The sequence below is a fragment of the Lentihominibacter sp. genome, from assembly GCF_046951855.1.
GTDB classification, from domain to species: Bacteria; Bacillota; Clostridia; order Peptostreptococcales; family Anaerovoracaceae; genus Lentihominibacter; species Lentihominibacter hominis.
The window spans coordinates 1-25,952 of the sequence record NZ_JBKTXS010000031.1 but is presented as its reverse complement, the minus strand read 5'-3'; the positions used below and the strand labels follow the sequence as shown (position 1 = coordinate 25,952).

The following is a 25,952-nucleotide window of genomic DNA, read 5'->3' as shown; positions in this document are numbered from 1 at the left end:
ACGTCTGCAACAGGTGCAGCAGTGAGAGATATAGTAAAAATAATAAAAGGGAAACATGACTGTGTTGATATAGTCATATACCCTGTTCTTGTACAGGGACCTGCAGCTGCAGAAGAAATTTCCTCTGCAATAGATGATATTAATATTAATTATCCAGATGTAGATATTATAATCGCAGGGAGAGGCGGAGGATCTATGGAAGAACTGTGGGCTTTTAATGAGGAGATTGTAGCCAGAAGCATATACGCTTCAGATATACCGGTAATATCTGCAGTAGGACATGAAACGGATTTTACCATAGCTGATTTTGTGGCTGATATGAGAGCGGAAACTCCTACAGCTGCAGCAGATAAGGCAGTTCCCGATACGTATGCTCTCAGAGATTACATAGCTTCTATCGGCAGGGAAATGAAAAGATCTTTAAAAATGACGACTGATAATAAATCTAAACAGCTTCAGCTTTTGAATCCACGGAATTTTGGTCGTGATATACAGAGTCGAATAGCACTGGAGCAATTAAACTTGGATAACATAATGTCGGATATTGAAAACTATACGAAAACTATGATTGCCGGTTTAAAACATAGGGCAGATCTTGCTAAAGAAACTATGAATTCGGCTGATCCAAAATCTATACTGAAGAAAGGATACAGCGTTGTGACAGATGCAGACGGAAATGTAATAACAGATGTAGGGAGCCTAAGGAAAGATCAGGTTGTAAATATAGAAGCTGCAAAAGGAAAAGCTCAGGCCCGAGTCATTACGAGTCAAAATACTGAAACACAACAATAATAATTCAGCCGAATAATATCCTTGTCACGCATTTTGTATGGCAAAGATATGAACTCCGCTGGATAACCTATATGTCACATTTCATGTGACAAAGATATGAACTCCATTGGATAACCTATATGTCACATTTCATGTGACAAAGATATGAACTCCGTTGGATAACCTATATGTCACATTTCATGTGACAAAGATATGAACTCCGTTGGATAACCTATATGTCACATTTCATGTGACAAAGATATGAAAGGAATATTTGTATGGCAGAAAAGAAAACAAGTTTTGAAGATGCGCTAAGAAAACTTGAAGAGATATCTGAAAATCTTAAATCCGAAAACATTTCTCTTGAAGAGGCTATGAAGAGCTATGAAGAAGGCGTAAAATATTATAAAGAATGTAATGAAATACTGGAAAAAGCCAGCCAGAAAATCGAAACTTTAACGAAATAGGAGGTAGATCATGAAAGATTATACTTTTGATGATTACAAAAACCTGATAGAAGAACATTTGATGGATTTTATACCGGACATTGACCATAAGAGTATAACTCTCTATGAATCTATGAAATATAGTCTTGCATCAGGTGGGAAGAGAATAAGACCAGTTCTTCTTCTTGCCGCATGTGACTTTTGCGGAGGCAAGAGGGAAGAAGCCCTGCCGTATGCCTGTGCCATAGAATATATACACACATATTCCCTTATACATGATGACCTCCCCTGTATGGATAATGACGATTTGCGGAGAGGAATGCCAACAAATCATAAAGTATATGGGGAGGCTGTGGCCACACTTGCAGGCGATGGTCTACAGGCTGCAGCATATGAAGCCATGAGTAGAGATATGTTTTTTTATTTTGATGATATAGATGCCTTAAAGCGAAGAATCAGAGCCGCTTACGAAATCAGCAGAGGCTCCGGCTGTCGCGGTATTGTAGCAGGCCAAATAGCTGATATAGCTGCAGAGGATAAAAGCTGTTCAAAGGAAATGCTGGATTATATACATCTGACAAAGACATCAGCGCTTATAATAGCCGCTGTCAGAGCAGGAGCACAGCTCGGAAATGCTGATGAGGAAACTTTGGAGAATCTCACTGTATATGCAGAAAATCTGGGTTTGGCATTTCAGATATGTGACGATATTCTGGATGTGGAAGGAAGCGAGGAAGAGATGGGCAAGAAAGCAGGAATGGATTCTATCAATAAAAAAGCCACATATCCGGCGCTTTACGGACTTGAACAGTCAAAAACAAGACTTGACAACCTCACTCAAACATCAATAAATGCGCTGAAAAAATATTATGATAATGCTGAAGTATTCGTTAAACTGGCAAAAGATCTGGCTGTAAGAGGTAAATAACATGAATAAATATATAGCAGGTCTGAATCTTCCGCATGATTTGAAAACTATGGAATACGACGAGCTGGAAGTTCTGACTTATGAAATAAGAGATTTTCTTATTGAGAAAGTTTCCAAGACAGGCGGACATCTGTCATCCAATCTTGGAGCGGTTGAGCTTTCCATAGCGCTTCACAGGATCTTTGACGCTCCTGGAGATAAAATAATATGGGATGTGGGACATCAGACATATGTCCATAAGATTCTTACGGGAAGAGCAGAAAAATTTGATTCTCTGAGACAGCTTGGAGGAATGAGTGGGTTTCCTAAAAGTGCAGAAAGTCCTTACGACATTTTTGATACAGGACACAGCAGTTCCTCCATATCTCTTGCTCTCGGAATGGCCGCAGCCCGTGATCTTTCGGGAGATGACTATAATGTTATCTCAGTTATAGGAGACGGAGCTATGACGGGAGGTCTTGCATTTGAGGCTCTTAACAATGTAGGAAATCTTGATTCCAAGCTTATAGTTGTTCTCAATGACAATGGAATGTCAATCTCTCACAACACAGGAGGTTTTCCTAAATATCTGGGAAAATTGAGGGCTTCAAGAAAATACATATCTATGAAGGAAAGCGTTAAGAAAAGTGTGTCAAAAGTCCCGGTAATAGGGAAAGGTGTTATTGCCGGAATACATCATGCTAAGGATACAATAAAATATGCCGTGATAGATGGCGTTATATTTGAAGAACTGGGTTTCAAATATTTCGGACCTATAGATGGACACAATATAAAAGAAATGTGTGAAACTATGGAACTCGCCAAAGAGAGTAATGATCCTGTTTTTATACATGTTATAACTAAAAAAGGGAAAGGTTACACTAAAGCAGAAGAGAAACCTAATATATTTCATGGGATAGGTCCTTTTGATATGGAATCGGGAAAACCTATAAAAAACTCAGATAAACCTTCATATTCCGGAATTTTTGCACGTAAACTTACAGATCTGGCTTCTAAAGACAGCAGGATTGTTGCTGTAAGCGCTGCAATGATGGAAGGAACAGGGCTTGACAGTTTTCATGATACGTTTCCGGGAAGAGCTTTTGATGTAGGAATAGCAGAAGGTCATGCTGTGACATTTGCAGCAGGTCTTGCTAAAGCAGGACTTAAACCGTTTGTTGCTATATATTCTACATTTATGCAGCGCGCCTACGATCAGATCATCGAGGATGTTTGCCTTCAGAATTTGCCGGTAGTTCTTTGTATAGACAGAGCGGGAATAGTTGGAGCCGATGGAGAGACACATCATGGAATTTTTGATCTAAGCTATCTAAAGCATATGCCCAATATGGTGATTATGGCGCCCAAAGACGGCAGTGAATTGGAATTGATGATGGAGTTTGCCTCTTCATATGACGGTCCTTGCGCTATAAGGTATCCAAGGGGAACTGCTTTGCAGTCAAAGAAAAAAAGAAATATTATTTTAGGGAAGGCAGAACGTCTCAAAGAAGGGAAAAATGTAGAGATATGGGCTCTCGGATCTATGGTTGAAAAAGCACTTGAAGCTTCGGAGATTCTTAAAGAAAACGGGATAATTGCCGGAGTTGTTAACGCATCTTTTGTATGTCCCATAGACAAAGATATGTTGCTTGAATCTTCAGGGAAGGTATCTTTGATTGTCACTGTAGAAGATAATGTTATTCCCGGAGGAATGGGTGAGGAGATAAATAATATCCTCATAAATACTGGTGTCAAAGTAGTGAATATAGGATGGCCTGATAAGTTTATAGAACATGGTACTTGTGAAGAACTCTACATAAAATACAAAATGGACAGTTCTTCTATAGCAGAAAGGATAAAACGGGAATTTGAAGGATAGATTAGATATAATTTTGACGGAAAGAGGTTTTTTTTCTTCACGGGAAAAGGCAAAAGCATCTATAATGGCAGGACTTATATATGTAGAAGGACAGCGTATAGACAAACCGGGTACATCGGTAGATAAAAAAGCTGATATCACAGTAAAAGAAGATCTTTGCCCTTATGTGAGCAGAGGAGGTTTGAAACTCGAAAAATCGCTTGATATTTTCGGCTTTTCTCTTAAGGATGCAGTAACAGTGGATATAGGAGCTTCCACAGGCGGATTTACTGACTGTATGCTCAAGAACGGAGCAAGGAAAGTCTTTGCTGTAGATGTAGGATATGGGCAGCTTGACTGGAAGCTGCGAAATGATCCTCGTGTAATAAATATGGAAAAAACAAATATAAGGTATCTTGATACTGATACCATAGATAAAGATGTGGACTTTATAAGTATTGATGTATCCTTTATTTCTCTCAGACTTGTTTTCCCGGTGGCATCAAAGCTTCTCTCGGAAAAGGGGAGTCTTGTCTGTCTCGTCAAGCCTCAGTTTGAAGCAGGACGTGATCAGGTAGGAAAGAAAGGAATCGTCAGAGATGCGGCCGTTCACAGAGAAGTCATAGAAAATGTCATAAGGTATGGAGAAGATAATGGTCTGTACAGCCATGGACTTACATATTCCCCTGTGACAGGAACGAAGGGAAACATAGAATATCTTCTTTATATGAAGAAAATCAACCCCGGAAAAAGGCCGAATGTAGAAGAGACAGTAAATGCTTCTCATGATGAGTTAATATAATGCAACACAGACAAAAGGAGAATAAAAATGAACATATCAAAAAAAATGAACAAAATAGGGCAGTCCCCCATAAGAAAATTTAATCCCTTCGCTATAAAAGCAGAAAAAGAAGGGAAAAAAATCTATAGATTAAACATAGGACAGCCTGACATAGAAACACCTTCCTGCTTTATGGATGCGGTCAATAATTTTCATGAAAAAGTAATCGCTTATTCTGAATCAGGCGGTGAAACAGTATTGCAGGATGCTATATCAAATTATTTCAAAGCCTATGGAATGAGTTATACAAGGGATGACATAATGATAACAAACGGTGGTTCCGAAGCTCTCAGTATGGTATTTACAAGTATTTTAGATCCAGGTGATGAAGTAATAATAGCAGAACCATTTTATACGAATTATCATACATTTGTAACGGCAGCAGGAGGCAATATTGTTCCTATAACAACAAAGGCTGAAGACGGATATGATTATGCAGATGCCGAACTTATAGAATCCGCTGTAACCGGTAAGACACGAGCTATTGCCTGTATAAATCCGGGTAACCCTACAGGCAGAGTTCTCACAAAACAAGATATGGAGCTTATTGCCGAAATAGCTGTGAAACATGATTTATGGATCATAGCTGATGAAGTGTACAGAGAATTTGCTTATGACGGAAACGAAATAACTTCTTTCGGTATGCTTTCGAATGTTGCTGACAGAGTAATAATAATAGATTCAGTGTCAAAAAGATTTTCCGCATGCGGAGCAAGAGTCGGATGTCTTATAAGCAAAAACAAAGATATAATGGAGTGTGCACTTAAAATCGCTCAGGGTCGTCTTTGCTGTCCTACTCTTGATCAGATAGGAGCTGCCGCTCTTTACAATATAGATCGTTCATATTATGCTGACGTAAAAAAAGAATATGAAGGAAGAAGAGATGCAGTTTATGAAGAACTTATGAAAATACCGGGCATTGTATGCAGAAAACCCGGAGGTTCATTTTATATAATGGCTAAACTTCCTATAGATGATGTTGAAGATTTTCTCATGTATCTTCTTACAGAATTCGAAAACAATGGTGAGACTGTAATGTTTTCACCAGCAGAGGGTTTTTATGCTACCGAAGGCCTTGGTAAAAATGAGATCCGTATAGCATATGTGCTCAAACAAGATGATATGAGAAGAGGCGTGCAGCTTATAAGGCTGGGACTTGAAAAATATAAAGCCAGATAAGAATATGAAGTCAGGGGGAGGAGTATTAAAAATGTCGGCGTCTAAACTTTCGCCCATGATGCGGCAATATATGGAGATAAAGAAAAACTATGAAGATTGTATTCTGTTTTTCAGACTCGGTGATTTCTATGAAATGTTTTTCGATGATGCCAAGCTTGCTTCCCGCGAGCTGGAGCTTACACTTACAGGAAAGAATTGCGGTATGGAGGAAAGAGCTCCTATGTGCGGAGTCCCTTTTCATTCCGCTGAGGCTTATATAGCCAGACTTGTAGAAAAAGGATATAAAGTAGCCATATGTGAGCAAACTGAAGATCCTGCGTCTTCAAAAGGAATAGTTAGTCGGGAGGTTATACAGATCGTAACTCCCGGGACTGTTATCAGCAGTGCTATGCTGAAAGAAAATGAAAACAATTACATTGCTTCAGTATATGTGCGCGAAGTTTCTATAGGATTATCTTATTGCGATATATCGACGGGTGAAATTCGCCTTACAGAGATAAGAGGAACAGGCAGAAATGAGAATCTGGTAAACGAACTTGTTAAGATAAATGCCAGAGAAGTTATCTTGGATAATTTTGCTGCAGAAGCTATAGATATGAACAGCATCAAACCTATAACCAGTGCTTATTTCAACATTCTTAACGAATCTTACTATAAACAGGATGCAGTCAGAAATGCGATAAAAAGGCAATTTAATATATCATCTGTCTTTGGTATCGGAATAGATGAGAATTCACCGGCTGAATATGCTCTGGGAGCATTGCTCATATATCTGCACGAGACACAAAAAAACTCGCTGGGGCATATTGCTGATCTCAATATATATTCCATGGGACAGAGAATGGCACTGGATAAGTCAACCATTAAGAATCTTGAACTTACAGAGACCTTGTTTGAAAAAAAAGTGAAAGGGTCTCTTTTAGGTGTACTGGATAAAACTCACACTGCTATGGGATCAAGAAAGCTTAAACAGTGGATCAAGGAACCATTAAATGATATTTCTGAAATATCCGCAAGACTTGATGCGGTAGAAATTCTTCTCGAAAATATTATCATCAGGAATAATATAAAAGAATCACTTAAGCGTGTATATGATTTTGAGCGCCTTGCAGGCCGCATCGCCTGCGGTACAGCTAACGGCAAGGATATGATAGCACTTCGAAATTCATGCAATGTACTTCCGGATATAAAGGAAGATTTGTCATCTATAGAGTTGCCTCTGATTTCACAGATAAACAAAAATATCCATTCTCTCAGCCATGTATATCAGTTGATAAACTCAGGGATAGTAGAAGATCCTCCTTTTTCAGTGAAAGAGGGAGGGCTCATAAAAGCAGGATATTCTCAAGAGCTGGATACTCTCAAAGATTCTATAAAGGATGCTCAGGATTGGATTGCCGGATTGGAATACAGTGAACGGGAAAGAACAGGTATAAAAAATCTGAAGGTAGGATATAACAAAGTTTTCGGATATTATCTGGAAGTCACTAAGTCTTATTATGATCTTGTTCCCGATAATTATATAAGAAAACAGACATTAGCTAACTGCGAACGTTTTATAACTCCTGAACTGAAGGAGACTGAACGACTGGTTCTTAACGCAGAGACAAAAATAAATCAGACTGAATACAATCTGTTTATTGATATTCGTCAAAAACTGCAACGCTTTATCAGGGAGATTCAGGAAACATCAAAGGCTATCGCATCTTTAGATGTTCTTACATCTTTCGCAGAAGTCAGTGAAAAAAATGATTATGTGAAACCTTCCGTAGACGAAAGCGATATAATAGAAATTGTTAAAGGCAGACACCCCGTGATAGAACAAACGATAACAGACGGGATGTTTGTTAGTAACGATACATACATAGATAAAGAACTTCGCAATCTCTTGCTTATAACAGGACCCAATATGTCAGGAAAATCAACGTATATGAGGCAGACTGCTCTCATAACTCTTATGGCACAGGCAGGCTGCTTCGTACCATGTGAAAAAGCAAGAATAGGTGTTTGTGACAGGATCTTTACAAGAATAGGAGCATCTGATAATTTGGCTCAGGGACAGAGCACATTTTTCGTAGAAATGAGTGAGCTTTCATATATTCTCAATACTGCCACCTCGAGAAGTCTTGTTATTCTCGATGAGATAGGACGGGGAACAAGCACATACGATGGACTTTCAATCGCATGGGCAGCTGCAGAATTCTTGTGCCGTCCGAAAAGAAAAATACGCACACTTTTGGCTACTCACTATCATGAAATGACGCAGCTTGAAGGGTCTATGAGAGGTGTTAAAAATCTCAATGTAGATGTTGCCGAAGAAAACGGTGATGTGGTATTTCTTCATAAGATCATTGAAGGCAGCGCAAGCAGAAGTTACGGTATACATGTGGCAAAGCTGGCTGGTGCTCCGTCTGAACTTTTAAATCGAGCAGAAGAACGTTTACTGGAACTGGAAAAAGGAAGCTGCGGCAAAACGGAAGAATATGAATATATTTTGACTGAAAATGATGAAAGCTCAAATAAAGATATAGAGGAAACTCAGATATCTTTTTTCACATCTATACCCGATCCTGTAATAGAAAAAATTAAAGCTCTGGATCTGATGAATACAACACCGTCAGAAGCTCTTAAAGTACTGGAGGAACTTAAAGGATATATATGATAAGAATATTAGAAAAGAATATTGCTGATAAAATAGCAGCAGGAGAAGTCATAGACAGACCCGTTTCTATTATTAAGGAACTCCTTGAAAATTCACTGGATGCAGATGCTTCAAACATCACTGTCGAAATAAAGAACGGAGGGAAATCATATATAAGGGTAACCGATAATGGCTGTGGCATAGATGGACAACAGGCAGAGCTGGCATTCATGAGACATGCAACAAGCAAAATATCATCTGCTGAGGATCTCGATGCCATACATACGCTGGGATTCAGGGGAGAAGCTCTGGCAAGCATATGTGCAGTCAGCAGAGTGGAGCTCATAACAAAGACAGCTGATTCCAAAACAGGAAGGAAAATCGTTATTGAGGGAAGCCAAGTATTGGAAAATACTGCTATAGGCTGTCCAGACGGGACAACAGTGACTGTTAGAGATCTGTTTTATAATGTTCCTGCCAGACAGAAATTCCTGTCCTCTGATAATTCAGAGACGAGGCGTGTAGTTGATATGGTATCCAGAATTTCTCTGGCGTACGGAAATGTGAAGATAAATCTTATAAATGGAGAGCGCACTGTATTTGCTACAAGAGGAAACGGAAACATTTTTAATAACATAATAAATATATATGGGAATAACGTTGGAAAAGATCTTCTTCCTGTAGATGGCGAGGGTAGAGGATTTATCCTCAAAGGTTTTGTATCAGCCCCATCAGCTTCAGCTCCATCCAGAAACAAACAGATATTTTGTGTAAACGGCAGAATTGTTACCAGTAAAGTAATGGAGAACGGACTTGAAGCTGCATATAAGGAAAAGCTTTTTCATGGCAGATTTCCTGTAGCTTTTTTGTTTCTCAGCATGCCTGCGGAAAAACTGGATGTCAATGTTCATCCTACTAAAAAAGAGATCCGTTTTGATGATGATTTTGAAGTAGAAGACTTTATAAAAAGTAATGTAAGATCTGTATTAATGAAAAAAGATGCTTTGCCTCAAATAAGAAGTGAACATATTAAACATAATGCAGGAATAGAGGAGGAACTATTCTCATACAAATCTTCAGAGGTTTCGAAAGAAAATTCAGATTCAAATACATACATACAGGAAATATCAGAGAATAAAGTTTCCGAAAAAAGAAAAACACAAGATATTATTTATTCTGACGGCGAACAAGTTGACATAAAAAATTTATTATTTAATATGCGCCGCAAACAAGAAGAAGAAAAAAAAGAGATACTGCCTGAAAAACCGGAAAACAGATACTTTGATTTTACTACACTGAATTACATAGGTACTTTGTTTAATACCTATATTATAGCCTCAGATGAAAATAATTTTTACCTTATAGATCAACATGCTGCTCATGAAAGAATCTTTTATGAAAAACTGCTGGATCAGTATAACCAAAGAGATAAGGCTTCTCAGCAGCTGCTTATGCCTATAAGTATTAATGTATCGGCAAATGTGGTCGCTGGTGAAGATATATGGTTTTCAGATATTTCAGGTATGGGCTATGATATAGAATTTTTTGGAAACAATACATATATAGTAAGAGAAATACCGGCTTTCATGGAGCTGAAAGAAGCAGAGGATTTTTTATCGGATTTTTTTAAAGAAATGGAGGATAAGCCTGATCTGACCGACCGACAGACGTTAAATAAAATTATTATGAGATCTTGCAAAAGCGCTGTTAAAGGAGGAGATCCTCTTACACAAACAGAGATACAGGCTCTCGTAAAAGATTTGGACAGATGTGTCAATCCGTTTTCATGCCCTCATGGCAGACCTACGTTTATAAGAATGACTAAATATGAGATAGAAAAATTATTTAAAAGGGTATAAAATGTTTACTGATATGAACAAAATCATTGCAGTGGCAGGTCCTACTGCTGTAGGAAAGACTAAATTTGCTATAAAACTGGCAAAAGAACTTGATGGAGAGATCATTTCATGTGATTCTATGCAGTTGTATAAGTTTATGGATATAGGAAGTGCCAAGCCAACTCCTGATGAAATGGCTCAGGCGAAACATCACCTTGTGGATATTATAGATCCAAGAGAGGATTTTTCAGTAGCGGAATATCAAAAGCTGGCAAAAGCTTCAATTCGAAATGTACTATCAAGAGATAAGCTTCCCATAATTTCAGGGGGTACAGGACTCTATCTCAATTCTCTCATATATGAAATGGACTTTTCTTCATCACCCGGAGATTTTTCATACAGAAAAGAGTTGGAGAAAATCGCCGAAGAAAAAGGAAATAAATATCTTCATAATATGCTTGAACAGATGGATTCAGAAGCAGCATCAGCCATACATCCCAACAATTTAAAAAAGATAATAAGAGCTCTTGAACGTCTTAAAGAAGGAGAAGGCAAAATAAAGAAATTTTGTGATATTAAACGCCGCACGAATGATTATGATATAGTTCTTATCGGTTTGACAAGAGACAGAGAAGAGCTGTACGAGAGAATAAATAAAAGAGTTGATATACTGGTTGAAAAAGGACTGTTTGATGAAGTCGAAAATCTTATGAAGATGGGACTTACTGCTGAAAATATATCTATGAAAGGTATCGGATATAAAGAAATAATGTATTACTTTGAAGGCAGATATTCACAAGAAGAGGCAATCGACAAAATCAAAAAAAATACGAGGCATTACGCTAAAAAACAGTTAACGTGGTTTAGAAGATATGATAGAATAAAGTGGTATAATATTTCAGATTTTGACAGTGACAATGATGCCGCAGAGGTAATAACGACATGGGTGCGGGAAAGCGTATAAAACTGCATAATAAGAGCGATAAACCGGATAATGTGGTGTTGAGCGAGCACGAGATAATTTTCAAATGTGAGGAAATACAAAAACAGCTTCCGGATTTTCTTAAAGAATTTTTCGCATATCTTAAAGGAAATGTGCTTCCCAGAACAAGACTGTCTTACCTGAGCGATATAAAATTTTTCTGCCAGTACCTCATAGATGAGAGTAAACTCACTTCTGCACAGAATATAATTGACATAAAACTGCAGGAATTTAATAGAATAAAAGCGGCAGACATAAATCTCTTCTTGGATTATTGCAGAAAATACACTGTGGAAAAAAACAATGAAATCATAGTGTATGAAAACAGCAATAAAACACTTGCGAGAAAGAAATCTTCTCTTTCAGTAATGTTCAAACAGCTTTACAGAGCTGGAAAAGTTCAAAAGAATATTACCGATGGATTTGATCCTATAAGAGTTCCCAAAGCAGGTGAGAGAGAAATTAAAGCTCTTCAAGATGACGAAGTAATGATTATGTTGGATGCCGTTTCCACAGGGGAATATCTTACGGAAAAAGAACGGCAATACTGGAAAAAAACAAAAAAACGTGACAAGGCGATACTGGTGCTTTTTCTGACTTATGGTCTCAGACTTTTTGAGCTCCAGCAGCTCAATGTGTCTTCTTTTAATTTTTCCAGAGGAGAATTTAAAATATACAGAAAACGCGCTAAAGAATCAGTGATGCCCTTGAATGAATCAGTGACCCAAGTAGTCCTTGATTATATACAAAATGAACGTGCTGATGACAGTAATCTCGATGATCTTTATAAAGATGCTCTTTTTCTTTCTCTTCAGGGTAAAAGAATGACAGACCGTCAAATACGGGAGCTTGTGAAAAAATACACTTCCATAGGTCTTGCCACCTCAAGAAAATCCGGCTACAGCCCTCACAAACTGAGAGCAACCGCTGCTACAAGTCTGATTGGCAGGGGGAATTCAATTTTTGATGTACAGGCGCTTTTGGACCATGAGCAGGTAACAACTACGCAGCTGTATGCCAGTCATAAAATGAATGTAAAAAGAGATCTGGTCAACGATATGGAGTGGGAATTAGAGAGAAAAGAAAGGAAATGACGATAATGAAACGATTAGTGATTTTATCTGCAACTGTAATATTCGCGGCAAGTTCACTTGCTGCCGCACCTGTTTCATTTGCCCAACTTAGAACATCGAAAAATATGGGTAACCATATCAATTCATATTTCGATGAAGAAGAAGGTGAAAATCAGCAGAAAAAGTATACAGAAAAGGATACATCATGGTTTGATTATCTTGATCCGCAGGATACATATGAAATATCCACGGAAGGCGAGCTCATAGGTCTGGCGAGTCTGGTAAACGAAAATCAGACAGATAGATGGAAGCCTACGAGAATAGAAAATTTCGAAGGTGTGACTTTTATTTTGAAAAACGATATTGAACTCACCTCTGAATGGACGCCTATAGGAACAGGAAGCGCATCATATTTCGCAGGAACATTTGACGGGAACGGACATACCATCAGCGGTCTTGATGTTGATATAGATGCAGGCCCCGCAGGTCTTTTCGGATATCTTGTGGGAGAGGTAAAAGATCTTACTGTTGAAGGTAAAATAAGTTCAGGAGACGGAAATTGCGGAGGAGTTGCAGGACTTCTCAATTCTGCAGGACAAATCATAGGATGTACTTCAAATGTGGAAATATCGGCAAAAGATAAGACTGGCGGAATAGCCGGATACAGCGACGGAGGAACGATAGAATTATGTGTGAATCTGGGAAAAGTTTCGGGAACCTATAAGGTCGGAGGTATAGTGGGCGAAAACTGGGGAGGCACTGTAAATCAATGCGGAAACAGGGGAGAGATAAATTCATCCAAAAGAGGTGTCGCTACTTACGGAACAGGAGGAGTTGCAGGTAGATCAGTGTCAGCTGAAGCAAAGGTAACACAATCATTCAATCAAGGAAAAATTTCTTCAGACACAGAAGCTACAGGAGGCGTAGTAGGATATACCAATGCCAGCGGAGCTACAATAAAAGACTGTTATAATACAGGTGAAATAACCATAAAAAATAAAAATAATGCTAAAAAAATATCTAAATCCTATGCCGGAGGAATTGTAGGAATTGTAGGAGCTACAAGAGTAAATGTAAAAAACTGTTATAATTCCGCCTCTGCTCTTAATGCAGACGTAAGCGGGGGAGTCGTAGGTTATTATATCAATGAATCCTATAATTCAGAAGAACTGAAATATCTTAACAATAATTATTACTCCAACGGAAAATTCAAAGCGGGAATAGGAATGATCCATAACGAAAATGACCGCAACATATCAAAAGCCGCCATAGGTATTTCAGATAGGAGTTTTAACAGCCTCGTTTCATCACTGACTACTGCCTACAAAGACGATCTTGGAATATACGGAAACAATGGATATCCTGTACTCGAATGGCAGGAACCTATAAGTGATGATGAAAAGGTTTATATGGACAGCATCTCAAAAGATATACAGAAAGCTCTTGATAAGTATCTGATGAAGAATGCCGAAACTTCACACTACGGCCAAACTATCATCAATTTCTTTTCACCGGCCAACTATACAAATGATGCAATGATCCTCTATAATGAGAATAAAGAGGATTCAAAGGACAAAAATAAAAATACAAAGGAAGAACATTAATATGCAAAACAACACTTACAGATTATTGACGGAAAAATTCAATATATCAAAAGATGTCCTGGATCTTATAAATAAAAGTGAAGATCTTGTTTCCGATTTGTTCGAAAATCTGGATGACATAATGGCATACAACCAATATAAAGTTCTGGACGCTTTCCAAAAAAACGGTATACGTGATATGCATTTTTCATGGAATACAGGATATGGTTATGATGATGCAGGAAGAGACGCTACAGAAAGAGTTTTTGCTGATATTTTTAATACAGAAGCGGCACTTGTAAGACCTATCATTGTAAATGGAACACATGCTCTTACACTGACACTCATGGGCATTCTGAGACCTGGAGATAAATTGATATACTGTACGGGCGCTCCTTATGATACTCTGGAAGAGGTTATCGGAATAAGAGGGAAAGGAAAAGGATCTCTTAAAGAATATGGTGTTTCATATGATCAAGTTGAATTAACTTGTGACGGGTCAATAGATTTCGATGCTCTGAGAGAAGCTATAGATAATGATACGAAAATGGTTACACTGCAGAGAGCTACAGGCTATGGCTGGAGAAAAGCTATATCTATCGAAGAAATAGAAAAATGGGTCGAATTTGTAAAAAGTATTAATCCCAATATAATCTGTATGGTAGATAATTGTTATGGAGAATTTCTTCACACAAAAGAGCCTACAGATGTGGGAGCAGATGTTATGGCAGGCTCTTTAATAAAGAACCCCGGAGGAGGACTGGCACTTACTGGAGGATATATTGCGGGAAGGCAAGATCTGATCGAAAAAATATCCTACAGAATGACTTCGCCGGGCATAGGCGGTGAGTGCGGACTTACGTTCGGACAAACAAGGACTATGCTGCAGGGGCTGTTTATTGCTCCCAAAACTGTAAACGGAGCTATAAAGGGAGCTATTTTATGCTCTAAAGTTTTTGAACTTTTAGGATATGACGTATGTCCTAAAGCTGAAGAAGTAAGAAGCGATATAATACAAGCTGTAAAACTGGGAACTGCCGAAGGAGTGATTGCCTTCTGTAAAGGGATACAGGCTGCAGCTCCTGTAGATTCCTTTGTTTCTCCGGAGCCATGGGATATGCCCGGATATGATGATCCGGTAATAATGGCTGCAGGGGCCTTTGTTCAGGGATCTTCCATAGAGCTTTCAGCAGACGCTCCTATAAGACCTCCTTATATAGTATATTTTCAGGGTGGACTCACTTATGAACATTCGAAATTCGGAGTTATCAAAGCTCTTCAGGAACTTTTTGACAAAAAACTTATAGTCATATAAATATGAGGTCTTTTCAGACCTCACTTTAACTAATGAGGGAAAAATGTCAATATCAACAGATAAAAAAAACAGATTAAGAAAACGTGTTAAAATATTCAGCGCAATATTAAAGCTGGCGCTGCTGCTTGTTATCCTGATAGGACTGCCTCTATATATATATTTCTTTCATCATGATCTGATACAGAGATTTTCCAGCGCAGAGAATATAGAAGCATTTTTTAATGATTATAAAGCGCAAAGTGTATTTATATATATGGGCTCACAGATTCTTCAGATAGTAATCTGTATAATACCGGGACAATGGCTGCAGTTTGCTGCAGGATATATGTATGGCTTTTGGCTGGGGTATCTTTATTCACTCATCGGGGCTTTTTTAGGGTCCGTGATAACTTATTACGTCGCTAAAATATTGGGACACGATGCAATGCATCTTATTTTTGGTGAGGAAAAAATCAAGAAAATGCTGGTGACTTTAAACAGCAAGAAAGCAGTTGTACTTGTTTTTCTCATATTCCTGATTCCGGGTGTTCCCAAAGATCTATGTAATTATGTAGCAGGGCTTTCTGAAATGAAACTGAAGCCATTTCTTATCGTTTCTCTCATAGGCAGATCTCCCGGTATGATGGGCAGTCTTTTAATAGGAAGACAGATTCATACCGGAGGATATATAAGTGCAGCCATTATAGCTGCTGTTGCCGTAGTATTATGTATTTTGGGAATTGTATTCAGAAAAAAGCTTACCGTCTTTTTAGATAAAGCTTATGAAAAACTTATGCGAATCTAAAGAGTCTTTCGTGATCATATGGAGAAAAAATCATGCTTACACTTGATAAAATATATCATGCCGCTTTCGTGTTAAAAAATGTGGCCAGAAAAACAGATCTTATAAAAGCTACTAAATTATCGAATAAATGCGAGCTTTATCTAAAAACAGAAAACCTACAGGAAACCGGAAGTTTTAAGCTCAGAGGCGCATATTACAAAATAAGCCAGCTTACAGAAGAAGAAAAGTCCAGAGGAATTATAGCCTGCAGTGCAGGAAATCATGCTCAAGGTGTTGCAATGGCAGCATCCCAAAATGGAATTAAAGCGATTATCTGTATGCCTGACGGAGCGCCCATAAGTAAAATAGAAGCTACAAAACAACTTGGAGCGGATATCAGACTTGTAAAAGGTGCCTATGATGATGCTTATGCTGAAGCCATCAGAATTCAGGAAGAAACAGGAGCCACATTTATACATCCATTTAATGATAATGAAGTAATAGCAGGACAGGGCACAATAGGGCTTGAGATTCTCGATGAGATAGAAGACCTTGATGCGATTGTAGTTCCTATAGGAGGCGGCGGACTGATTTCCGGAATTGCCTATGCTGTAAAACATCTTAATCCTAATATAAAAATTTACGGTGTGCAGGCCGCAGGTTCGGCCAGTATGTACGAAAGTAAAATAGCCGGTCATCCTGTAATGCTTGAATCAGCTGCTACATTTGCCGATGGGATAGCTGTTAAACAGCCGGGAGATATAACTTTTGACATAGTGGAAAAATACGTAGATAAAATAGTTACTGTAAGTGAAGATGAGATAGCTGCGGCAATACTTGCCCTTATTGAAAAGCAAAAGGTAATAGCAGAAGGAGCGGGAGCAGTTGCCGTGACTGCAGTCATGTTTGACAAACTTCCATTGGAAGGCAGAAAAGTAGCATGCATCGTTTCAGGAGGAAATATCGATGTTAATATATTGAACCGGGTTATTACCAGAGGCCTTGTTACCAGTGGAAGAAATGCTAATCTTACCATAGCTCTTTCAGATAAACCGGGACAGCTTCAGCAAGTAGCTGAAATAATTGCGCGGTGCGGAGGCAATGTGGTAGCAGTTCACCATGATCGTGCTGATGCCAATATGGCAATAACGAGTTGTTTTCTTAAAATAGCACTTGAAACAAGAGATCATGCCCAGATAGACGAAATAAAAAATGAACTTTCAAAAGAAGGCTTTACAATAGTTACAGAAAGAGTTTAAAGAAAGGGTGTCTATATGAGTCTGTATAATATTTACTTTAGTCCCACCGGGGGTACCAAAAAGGTAGCTGATACTATTGCTTCCCAGCTTGATAAGGATCATATTGATTTAGATATGATAAAAAAACCTGATGCTGTAGAAAAATTAAAACTCGATCAGAATGATATCTGCATTATTTCGGTTCCTTCCTATGGAGGGCGAGTTCCTGCTATAGTTTTGGAACATTTAAATAAGACAGTCGGAAACGGAGCAAAAATCATCTTAGTGGCAGTCTACGGAAACCGTCATATTGACGATACGTTAATAGAGCTTTATGATTCACTAAACAACAGAGGATTTTTTTGTTTGGCAGCGATAGAAGCTGTTGCAGAACATTCTCTTATGCATCAATTCGCAGCAGGAAGACCTGACACAAAGGACAAGAACGAGCTTTATAATTTTGCAGTACAAATCAAACTGGCATTAAAAGAAGACCGCAACTATTCAAAACTTCATATTCCCGGTAGTCATCATTATAAAGAATACAACGGAGTTCCCATTAAACCCATCACAACTTCAAGATGTAATAAGTGTGGAATTTGTGCAGAAGAATGTCCGGTAAATGCTATTTCTAAAGATAATCCCCAAAACACAGACAAAGAAATCTGTATTTCATGCATGCACTGTGTTTCTGTCTGTCCCGAAAAAGCCAGACAGACTAGCAAAATAATGACTTTTGTGGCTTCTCAAAAGTTTAAGAAAGTCTGTTCGGGGCGAAAGGAAAATAAACTGTATCTGAATTAAATACATTGAGAACAGGTGTTTACTTTTTTCATTGACAAAGAACGCACATTCTGCTATACTATTATCAAACAGAAGAACAAATGTTTGATAAAGAGGAAGTGAGGGCTGTCAATGAGATCACATAAAAGGAAAAAATACAAAATATCATCGAAGCTCAGATTTATAACATCCATAGTAGTTATGGCCGGACTGTCAATAGGTATTTTAGGAGCTGTTTCAGGACTTAATATTTCACGAGCTGTAACAAAGCAAGAGTATATAAAAGTAGAAATTTGCTATGGAGACACATTGTGGAATATTGCCAATACATATAAATCCGATGATACAGATACAAGAAAAGCAGTATATGAAATATGCAGAACAAACGATATCGAAGCTTCTGATCTGATACCCGGAATGATTATATCCATACCTGAAGATTTATAAAAAGTAAAAATGAGAGAAAATCATAACAAAACCTCTTTGAGATAAATACAGAGAGGTTTTGTTATATTAGTAAAAAAAGAGTTTAACTATTCCCATAATTATGATTATAGGAATAGTTGTTTTTTATCCTATATACTCTCGTCTTATTTCAATGTATCCAGATATCCCTGCAGTATAATAACTGCAGCCTGTTTATCTATTACCTTCTTTCTTTTTCCTCTGCTGACATCTGCTTCTATGAGAATTTTTTCAGCCATTACTGTAGTTAGACGTTCATCATAGAATTCAATTTTTATATGAGACATACCGCTGCTTTTCATTTTGTTTTGCAGCATAGTTTTAAACTCGTAAACTTTTTCGGTCTGCGGACTATCTGTTCCGTCAAGTCTCTTGGGAAGTCCTATTACTACGGTATCACAGTCAAACTCCTTTATATAATCCATGACTTTTCCGGAATCCTTTCGTATACCTATACGTTCTATAGTAGTAACTCCCTGCGCCGTTATATTGAGAGCATCGCTTACTGCTACACCTATAGTTTTATCTCCTACATCGAGAGCCAGTTTTTTCATTGATTTATTCCTTTCTGTTTGCATTTATTGTTTAACTTGTGTGCGCTTCAAGATTTAGATAGATCATAAAAAAAGGCGGACATTTCTGTTCGCCTTTGAAATCTCTGTTGATTATCTGTGGAGGTACGCTCTGATAAGTTCTTCAACAAGATCATCTCTTTCTATTCTTCCCATAACATTCCTTGCATTATTATGACTCGTAATATAGGAAGGATCTCCTGATAAAATATAACCTACCATCTGGTCGATAGCGTTATATCCTCTTTCCTCTAATGCATCATATACTATATTTAAAATTTCTTCAATAGTTCTCTGCTCTACTTTATCGAAATTATCATACATTCTAGTTTGCCTATCCATCATATAACCTCCGTTCATCTATATATTGGAATTATAACATTTCCTCTGTTAAAAATACAAGGGAAAAAGTATAATTACACAAAATTATCACATGTAATTTATTATATTATAACAATTCTTCAGCTTTTGCAAAGGCAGCAGAAATTTTGTTCGGGTCTTTAGCTCCAGCTTGAGCCATATCTGCTTTTCCGCCGCCGCCGCCACCTGCTGCAGCTGCAATTTCTTTTATCATTTTTCCTGCATGGAACCCTTTTTCAACTACATCATCAGTCAGTGAAACAAGGAATGTGACTTTGCCATCAGCTACTGCAGCGAATATCATCGCTGTATTTTTACTGTTTACTTTGATTTGATCTGATAAATCTCTCAGGTCATTGATATTATAATCATCAAACTGTTTCATGATAAGCCTTATTCCGTTTATTTCTTTGGCGTTACCTATGATATTATCAAGAGACTTACTCATTTCGGCTTTTTTCAGCTCATTTATTTCTTTTTTTAAAGATTTCACTTCATCTGATACGGATATTGCTTTATCCACTATATTATCTCGGCTTGATCTTAGGGCTTCCGCAGCCTGATTGATAACTATTTCGCTTTCATTGAATTTCTTTAACAATCCCTGCCCTGTTATAGCTTCTATTCTTCTTACCCCTGATGCTACTCCTGATTCTGAGAGTATTTTGAATAAACCTATTTGCCCTATGTTACTTACATGTGTGCCTCCGCAGAATTCTTTACTGTAATTACCGATAGAAACGACTCTCACAGTATCTCCGTATTTTTCTCCGAATAATGCTGTTGCTCCTTCTTTAAAAGCTTCTTCAGCCGGCATTACTTTGGTAGTAACTTCTATAAAGCGGCTTATTTTATCATTTACAATAGCTTCAACTTTATTTATCTCATCCTTTGTCATGGCCTGGAAATGATTGAAATCAAATCTGAGTCCGTCTTTAGTCACTGATGATCCAGCTTGTTTTATATGATCCCCAAGAACGTCCTTGAGAGCTTTATGGAGCAAATGCGTAGCTGTATGATTTGCCGAAATCATATTCCTTGAAGGTACATCCGGCATACACAATACACTGTCGCCTTTGTTCACTGTACCTTTAATCACTTTTATTTTATGAACAAAAACGCTCTGAGCTTTAGTAACCTCCATTACTTCGGCAGTAAAATCATCATTGGATATTATTCCGGTATCGTATATCTGACCTCCGCTTTCTGCGTAAAATGAAGTTTTATCCAGAACCATTCTGCATACTGCACCTTCTTGGACAGAATCAAGCATCTCCTTATCTTGCAGTATTGCCTTTACAGTTGCCTTCTGCATCATGACTGTATATCCTGTAAACTTGGTCTCTCCTTCAAGAGAAAGGCCTGCAGCTGCTTCTTCCCAGCCTGCACCTTCCATTTCCTGCTCCACTTGCGAACGTTTTTTCTGCTGCGCCATAGCTCTTTTAAATCCTTCAAGATCAACAGTATATCCTGATTCCTCAAGTATTTCTCTTGTTAAATCTATAGGAAAACCATAAGTGTCGTGAAGCTTAAATGCCTTATCTCCCTCTAAAACGTTCTGTCCTAAAGTTTTCATCTCGTCCGTATATCCATTTATTATTTTCATTCCTTGGTCTATAGTAGAAGCAAATTTTTCTTCTTCTACAGCAACAACCTTCTTTATCATTTCACGTCTTGTCTCAAGCTCAGGATAAGCTTTTCCGGAAACATCAATAACTCTGTCGCAAAGTGCTGAAAGAAACGGCCCTTCTATACCTAACATCCTGCCATGTCTGGCTGCACGTCTTATAAGTCTTCTCAGAACATATTCCCTTCCTTCGTTACCCGGAAGTATTGAATCTCCTATCATAAATGTCATAGATCTGAGATGGTCAGTTATTATTCTTATTGAAACATCTGTAGATGCAGCCCCGCTTTCATATTTCACACCTGAAACTCCCACAACACCATCTAATATATATTTTATAGTATCTATATCAAATATGGATTCAACATCCTGCATTATACATGCCAGACGTTCAATTCCCATACCTGTATCAATGTTAGGATGAGCCAGATCCGAATAATTGCCTTCTTCATCTCTGTTAAACTGAGTAAATACATGATTCCAGAATTCCACATATCGGTCACATTCACAGCCCGGTTTGCAGTCAGGATTGTCGCAACCGTATTTTTCACCTCTGTCATAATAAATTTCAGAACACGGACCGCACGGACCTGTTCCGATTTCCCAGAAATTATCGTCTTTGCCTAAACGTACGATTCTGTCCTCAGGCATACCTATAGTGTCTCGCCAAATAGCATAGGCATCATCGTCATCTTCATATACAGTGGCCCACAGCTTGTCCGTAGGCATTTTGAGAACTTCTGTTATAAATTCCCATCCCCATGTGAGAGATTCTTTTTTAAAATAATCTCCAAAAGAAAAGCTTCCCAGCATTTCAAAAAATGTACCATGTCTTGATGTGAAGCCTACATTTTCAATATCTCCCGTTCTGATACATTTCTGACATGTAGTCATACGCTTTGCCGGAGGAGTCTCCAGCCCTGCAAAATACGGCTTTAAAGGCGCCATGCCCGAATTTATGAGAAGAAGACTTTTATCCTTTTCAGGTATGAGAGGAAAACTCTGTTGCCTGTAATGATCCTTCGACTGATAAAAGCTTAAAAATAATTCTCTGATATCATTTAAACCCATTTTTTCCATGATAATTATTGTCCTCCTAAAAATTAGATACGCACACATGCAAAATGTGATATCTGACTTCTAATTATAGCAGAAAAACATTAGAATTTCAATAAAATTGACGCCTTACGGCGTCAATCTCTCTACTCTTATGATGTTAATTTTTCAGCGGCTTTTTTTATCTCTTCAACAGCATCCATTACATCTTCTTTTACATTGCATCTGCTGCCTGCATCCATAAGCATGTATACATGCATGCCTACGATGGCGCCGGCAAGTCCGATTCCCAGTATAGTATTACAAGCTTTTCCCATATGATGCACCTCCTGTTCACGTGAAAAGGCTGTCTTTTGACAGCCTTTATTATATGCAAATTTTATGAATATATTCTATTTTGCTTTGCTTTCACAATAAATACATCTGTATACTCTGTTTTCTTTATCAGTAAGTCTGAAAACATGGGAAAGTTCCTGTTCTGTAGTAGTTATGCATCTCGGATTTTTACATTTTATTACATCTACTATTTCTGTAGGCGGAGCTATATGAGTTCTTTTCGCCAGCTTACCGTTTTCAATAATATTCACTGTGATTCGAGGATCCACATAACCGATGGCATCAAGATTGACATCTATTATACGATCTATCTTGATAATATCTTTCCTGCCCAGCTTTTGACTCTCAGCATTTTTTATGAGAGCTACCTGACAGTCCAGAGAATCAAGGCCTAATATTTTATAAAGTCTCATGCCTTCACCTGCTTTAATGTGATCCAGTACTATTCCGTTCTCTATCTTTCCTATAATCATTTATTTCACCTCCAAAAGCTTGAGAATAAGCGCCATTCTTATGAATTTTCCGTTGAGAACCTGTTCAAAATATCTGGCTCTAGGATCATCGTCTACTGCTACGGATATTTCGTTTACACGCGGAAGCGGATGAAGTATGCTGAGGTCCTCCTTGGCGTTAATCAGCTTATCCGGTGTCAAAATGTAGCTGTCCTTCAATCTTATATAGTCCTGCTCGTTAAAGAAACGTTCCCTCTGTACTCTTGTCATATAAAGTATATCCAACTGTGGCATTGCAGCTTCAAGATCTGTAGTCTCAACATATTCCATGCCATTTTTCTCCAGAACCTCATGTTTGAGGTATTCAGGAATTTTAAGCTCTTCCGGCGATATAAGCATGAATTTTACATTTTTATATCTTGACATAGCTCCTATCAGAGAGTGTACTGTTCTTCCGAATTTAAGATCGCCGCAGAATCCTATAGTTAAATCATTGAATCTTCCCTTTTCTCGGCTTATTGTAAGTAAATCTGTCAATGTCTGCGTCGGATGATTGTGACCTCCGTCTCCGGCGTTTATAATAGGTACAGTTGACTTTCTTGAAGCAACCATAGGCGCACCTTCCTTAGGATGCCTCATGGCGATTATATCGGCATAAGAGCCTACAGTTCTGATGGTGTCAGAAACACTTTCGCCTTTTGCGGCGGAAGAACTCTGAGCTTCCGAAAACCCAAGTACATTGCCGCCCAGCTCATACATTGCCGCCTCAAAGCTGAGTCTCGTCCTTGTGGATGGTTCAAAGAACAGGGTGGCCAGCTTCTTGCCTTTGCACTTTTCAGCATATTTACCGGGATTATCTATGATATCCTTTGCAACACTTATCATTTCGTCGATTTCACCTGTGGTCAGCTCCATAATATCAATTAAATGTTTCATTCTTACCTCCTGTTTTTAAAATCACAACAACACAAACGATTATTTTTTCATCCAGCTTTCATCCTGTGGATTGTCTCTGAATGCCATAAGTCTCTTTATATCCGATTCTTCAATATATCCCGTCTCTGCCGCAGCAAGAGCTACTGCATCAAAATCCGTAAGACTTATATTTTTCACATTGGCAGCCGCCATTCTGTCAATTCCCTTTTTCATTCCATATGTAAAAATGCTGACGATACCAAGAACATCGGCACCTGCTTCTCTTAAAGCCTCAACAACATCTATGACACTGCCTCCTGTGGAGATTAGATCTTCTATTACCACAACCTTCTGTCCCTTTTCAAGCCTTCCTTCGATGCGGTTGCCTCTGCCGTGATCCTTTGCTCCCGAACGCACATATCCCATAGGAAGATTCAGTATATGCCCGGCTATTGCAGCATGAGCTATGCCCGCCGTACTCGTTCCCATAAGAACCTCCGCATCGGGATAATTTTCCTTTACGGTATCGGCTATTGCCTGCTCCACCTTATCTCTGACTTTAGGAGCTGTAAGTATAAGCCTGTTGTCACAGTACACAGGACTTTTTATTCCGCTTGCCCATGTAAAAGGTTTAGCCGGACTCAGAAAAACTGCTTCGATTTCAAGTAAGCTTTTGGCGATTTCTTTTCTCACATCATACCTCCTGATACACATTATTTATCTACAAATTCTTCAACACATCGTTCATATGCTTTAACGGGGTCATCTGCTGCCGTTATGCTTCTTCCCACAACTATATAATCGGAACCAAGCTCCTTTGCTTTAGCCGGTGTGGTTACACGAGCCTGATCTCCCTTGTCGTCATCTGCAAATCTAACTCCCGGAGTCACTGTAAGGAAAGTATCTCCGCACACCCCGTGAACTTTCGGAGATTCCAGAGGTGAACATACAACTCCGTCAAGACCTGCCGCCTTAGCGTTGTGAGCATAGTGAGCAACAACTTTTTCCATATCCTCATCTATCATCAGATCATTCTGCATACGCTCCTGTGTAGTTGACGTAAGCTGGGTAACTGCTATGAGCAGTGGCCTGCTGCCATCATCTGCTTTAAGTCCTTCAAGACCGGCCTTCATCATGTCTATAGTTCCCGAAGCATGAACATTGCACATATCCACTCCCAGTCCCGAAAGAACCCTCATGGCCTTATTTACAGTATTGGGAATGTCATGGAGCTTAAGATCAAGAAATACCTTATGTCCACGCATTTTAAGCATTTTTACGATATCAGGACCTTCCGCATAAAAAAGCTCCATGCCTATCTTCACATAAGGTCTTGAATCTCCCAGTTTTTCGAGAAAGTGCAGCGTTTCCTCACTGCTGTTAAAATCACATGCTATGATAACATCTTTACCCATTAATGCGCACCTCCTATTATATCTTTAAGATCATTTATACCGTATTTTTTCATTGTCTGAGGCAGCGCCTCCACAACCTCTTTGCATACATAAGGATTCACAAGATTAGCCGCCCCAATCTGTACTGCCGATGCTCCTGCCAGCATCATCTCTATTACATCTTCGGCAGAGGAAATGCCTCCTATGCCGATAATCGGAATATCTACACATTCATACACCTGATAAACCATCCTCAGAGCTACCGGAAAAACCGCAGGACCCGAAAATCCTCCCATTTTATTGGCTACTACAGGCTTTCTTGTCTTAAGATCTATCCTCATGCCAAGCATTGTATTTATGAGGGATATACCGTCGGCGCCCGCTTCTTCACAAGCTGCTGCGATTTCCGTTATATCTGTAACATTGGGAGAAAGCTTTACTATCACAGGTTTGCTGACCCGTGATTTCACTGCCTTGACCACCTGCGCCGCTGCCTTTGCATCTGTTCCGAAGGCGATGCCGCCGCCGTGTACATTGGGACATGAAACATTCACTTC

At 38.6% G+C, this 25,952-nt stretch carries 25 protein-coding genes; 16 read left to right on the top strand and 9 right to left on the bottom strand.

Annotation, left to right across the window (positions count from 1 at the left end; translation table 11 throughout):
• From xseA to ACLR96_RS08255, 16 genes are all read left to right on the top strand, one after another.
• On the top strand, positions 1–792 hold a 792-nt coding region (gene xseA, locus ACLR96_RS08330), incomplete at its 5' end, for an exodeoxyribonuclease VII large subunit (protein ID WP_412265583.1).
• Between the two features lie 257 nt (positions 793–1,049).
• Positions 1,050–1,238 (top strand): exodeoxyribonuclease VII small subunit, encoded by a 189-nt coding sequence (xseB, locus tag ACLR96_RS08325; RefSeq protein WP_177270504.1) that lies wholly within the window; start codon positions 1,050–1,052, stop codon positions 1,236–1,238.
• A gap of 10 nt (positions 1,239–1,248) precedes the next feature.
• A complete protein-coding gene (locus tag ACLR96_RS08320; RefSeq protein WP_207722985.1) occupies positions 1,249–2,145 on the top strand; it encodes a polyprenyl synthetase family protein in 897 nt (298 codons plus the stop codon).
• Position 2,146: 1 nt separating this feature from the next.
• Positions 2,147–4,003: a 1-deoxy-D-xylulose-5-phosphate synthase gene (gene dxs, locus ACLR96_RS08315; protein ID WP_177270506.1), complete on the top strand. Its 1,857-nt coding sequence runs from the start codon at positions 2,147–2,149 to the stop codon at positions 4,001–4,003.
• Positions 3,993–4,784, top strand: coding sequence for a TlyA family RNA methyltransferase (locus tag ACLR96_RS08310; RefSeq protein ID WP_177270507.1), 792 nt, complete (start codon positions 3,993–3,995; stop codon positions 4,782–4,784). Before dxs ends, ACLR96_RS08310 begins: the two co-directional genes overlap by 11 nt.
• Positions 4,785–4,811: 27 nt before the next feature.
• Positions 4,812–6,002, top strand: coding sequence for a pyridoxal phosphate-dependent aminotransferase (locus ACLR96_RS08305; RefSeq protein ID WP_177270509.1), 1,191 nt, complete (start codon positions 4,812–4,814; stop codon positions 6,000–6,002).
• A gap of 31 nt (positions 6,003–6,033) precedes the next feature.
• Positions 6,034–8,664, top strand: coding sequence for a DNA mismatch repair protein MutS (gene mutS / locus ACLR96_RS08300; protein WP_412265580.1), 2,631 nt, complete (start codon positions 6,034–6,036; stop codon positions 8,662–8,664).
• Positions 8,661–10,502: a DNA mismatch repair endonuclease MutL gene (mutL, locus tag ACLR96_RS08295; RefSeq protein ID WP_177270511.1), complete on the top strand. Its 1,842-nt coding sequence runs from the start codon at positions 8,661–8,663 to the stop codon at positions 10,500–10,502. The genes mutS and mutL overlap by 4 nt, the downstream gene beginning before the upstream one ends.
• A 1-nt stretch (position 10,503) precedes the next feature.
• The gene (miaA, locus tag ACLR96_RS08290; protein ID WP_412265579.1) at positions 10,504–11,445 is read left to right on the top strand and encodes a tRNA (adenosine(37)-N6)-dimethylallyltransferase MiaA; all 942 of its coding nucleotides are present in this window, start codon (positions 10,504–10,506) and stop codon (positions 11,443–11,445) included.
• Positions 11,424–12,557: a tyrosine-type recombinase/integrase gene (locus tag ACLR96_RS08285; protein ID WP_177270513.1), complete on the top strand. Its 1,134-nt coding sequence runs from the start codon at positions 11,424–11,426 to the stop codon at positions 12,555–12,557. Before miaA ends, ACLR96_RS08285 begins: the two co-directional genes overlap by 22 nt.
• 5 nt (positions 12,558–12,562) lie before the next feature.
• Entirely contained in the window at positions 12,563–14,140 is a 1,578-nt protein-coding gene (locus ACLR96_RS08280) for a hypothetical protein (RefSeq protein ID WP_177270515.1), read from the top strand.
• A 1-nt stretch (position 14,141) separates the two neighbouring features.
• Complete coding sequence (locus ACLR96_RS08275; protein WP_177270517.1) at positions 14,142–15,434, top strand: methionine gamma-lyase family protein; 1,293 nt, start codon at positions 14,142–14,144, stop codon at positions 15,432–15,434.
• Positions 15,435–15,477: 43 nt separating this feature from the next.
• Complete coding sequence (locus ACLR96_RS08270; protein WP_177270519.1) at positions 15,478–16,218, top strand: VTT domain-containing protein; 741 nt, start codon at positions 15,478–15,480, stop codon at positions 16,216–16,218.
• Between the two features lie 32 nt (positions 16,219–16,250).
• Positions 16,251–17,456 (top strand): threonine ammonia-lyase, encoded by a 1,206-nt coding sequence (ilvA, locus tag ACLR96_RS08265; protein WP_177270521.1) that lies wholly within the window; start codon positions 16,251–16,253, stop codon positions 17,454–17,456.
• 15 nt (positions 17,457–17,471) lie between these two features.
• On the top strand, positions 17,472–18,239 hold the full coding sequence (locus tag ACLR96_RS08260) for an EFR1 family ferrodoxin (protein ID WP_412265577.1): 768 nt from the start codon (positions 17,472–17,474) through the stop codon (positions 18,237–18,239).
• A gap of 111 nt (positions 18,240–18,350) precedes the next feature.
• A complete protein-coding gene (locus ACLR96_RS08255) occupies positions 18,351–18,665 on the top strand; it encodes a LysM peptidoglycan-binding domain-containing protein (RefSeq protein WP_177270524.1) in 315 nt (104 codons plus the stop codon).
• Between the two features lie 143 nt (positions 18,666–18,808).
• Here the strand turns inward: ACLR96_RS08255 and ruvX are convergent, their stop codons facing one another.
• The 9 genes from ruvX to ACLR96_RS08210 all read right to left on the bottom strand — a co-directional run.
• The gene (gene ruvX, locus ACLR96_RS08250; protein WP_177270526.1) at positions 18,809–19,237 is read right to left on the bottom strand and encodes a Holliday junction resolvase RuvX; all 429 of its coding nucleotides are present in this window, start codon (positions 19,235–19,237) and stop codon (positions 18,809–18,811) included.
• A 111-nt stretch (positions 19,238–19,348) separates the two neighbouring features.
• Positions 19,349–19,600, bottom strand: coding sequence for an IreB family regulatory phosphoprotein (locus ACLR96_RS08245; protein WP_207722986.1), 252 nt, complete (start codon positions 19,598–19,600; stop codon positions 19,349–19,351).
• A 103-nt stretch (positions 19,601–19,703) separates the two neighbouring features.
• The gene (alaS, locus tag ACLR96_RS08240; RefSeq protein ID WP_177270530.1) at positions 19,704–22,322 is read right to left on the bottom strand and encodes an alanine--tRNA ligase; all 2,619 of its coding nucleotides are present in this window, start codon (positions 22,320–22,322) and stop codon (positions 19,704–19,706) included.
• 128 nt (positions 22,323–22,450) lie between these two features.
• Positions 22,451–22,615, bottom strand: a complete 165-nt coding sequence (locus ACLR96_RS08235) for a hypothetical protein (protein ID WP_177270532.1) — start codon at positions 22,613–22,615, stop codon at positions 22,451–22,453.
• Positions 22,616–22,690: 75 nt separating this feature from the next.
• Positions 22,691–23,107, bottom strand: coding sequence for an aspartate carbamoyltransferase regulatory subunit (locus ACLR96_RS08230; RefSeq protein ID WP_177270534.1), 417 nt, complete (start codon positions 23,105–23,107; stop codon positions 22,691–22,693).
• Positions 23,108–24,022 carry an aspartate carbamoyltransferase gene (pyrB, locus tag ACLR96_RS08225; RefSeq protein WP_177270536.1) on the bottom strand — a complete coding sequence of 305 codons (915 nt, stop codon included), beginning with the start codon at positions 24,020–24,022 and terminating at the stop codon, positions 23,108–23,110.
• Between the two features lie 39 nt (positions 24,023–24,061).
• Positions 24,062–24,715 carry an orotate phosphoribosyltransferase gene (pyrE, locus tag ACLR96_RS08220; RefSeq protein WP_207722987.1) on the bottom strand — a complete coding sequence of 218 codons (654 nt, stop codon included), beginning with the start codon at positions 24,713–24,715 and terminating at the stop codon, positions 24,062–24,064.
• A complete protein-coding gene (gene pyrF / locus ACLR96_RS08215) occupies positions 24,715–25,416 on the bottom strand; it encodes an orotidine-5'-phosphate decarboxylase (RefSeq protein ID WP_177270540.1) in 702 nt (233 codons plus the stop codon). The genes pyrE and pyrF overlap by 1 nt, the downstream gene beginning before the upstream one ends.
• Positions 25,416–25,952, bottom strand: a 537-nt coding sequence (locus tag ACLR96_RS08210) for a dihydroorotate dehydrogenase (RefSeq protein WP_412265576.1), incomplete at its 5' end; no start/stop codon positions are given. The genes ACLR96_RS08210 and pyrF, both read right to left, overlap by 1 nt.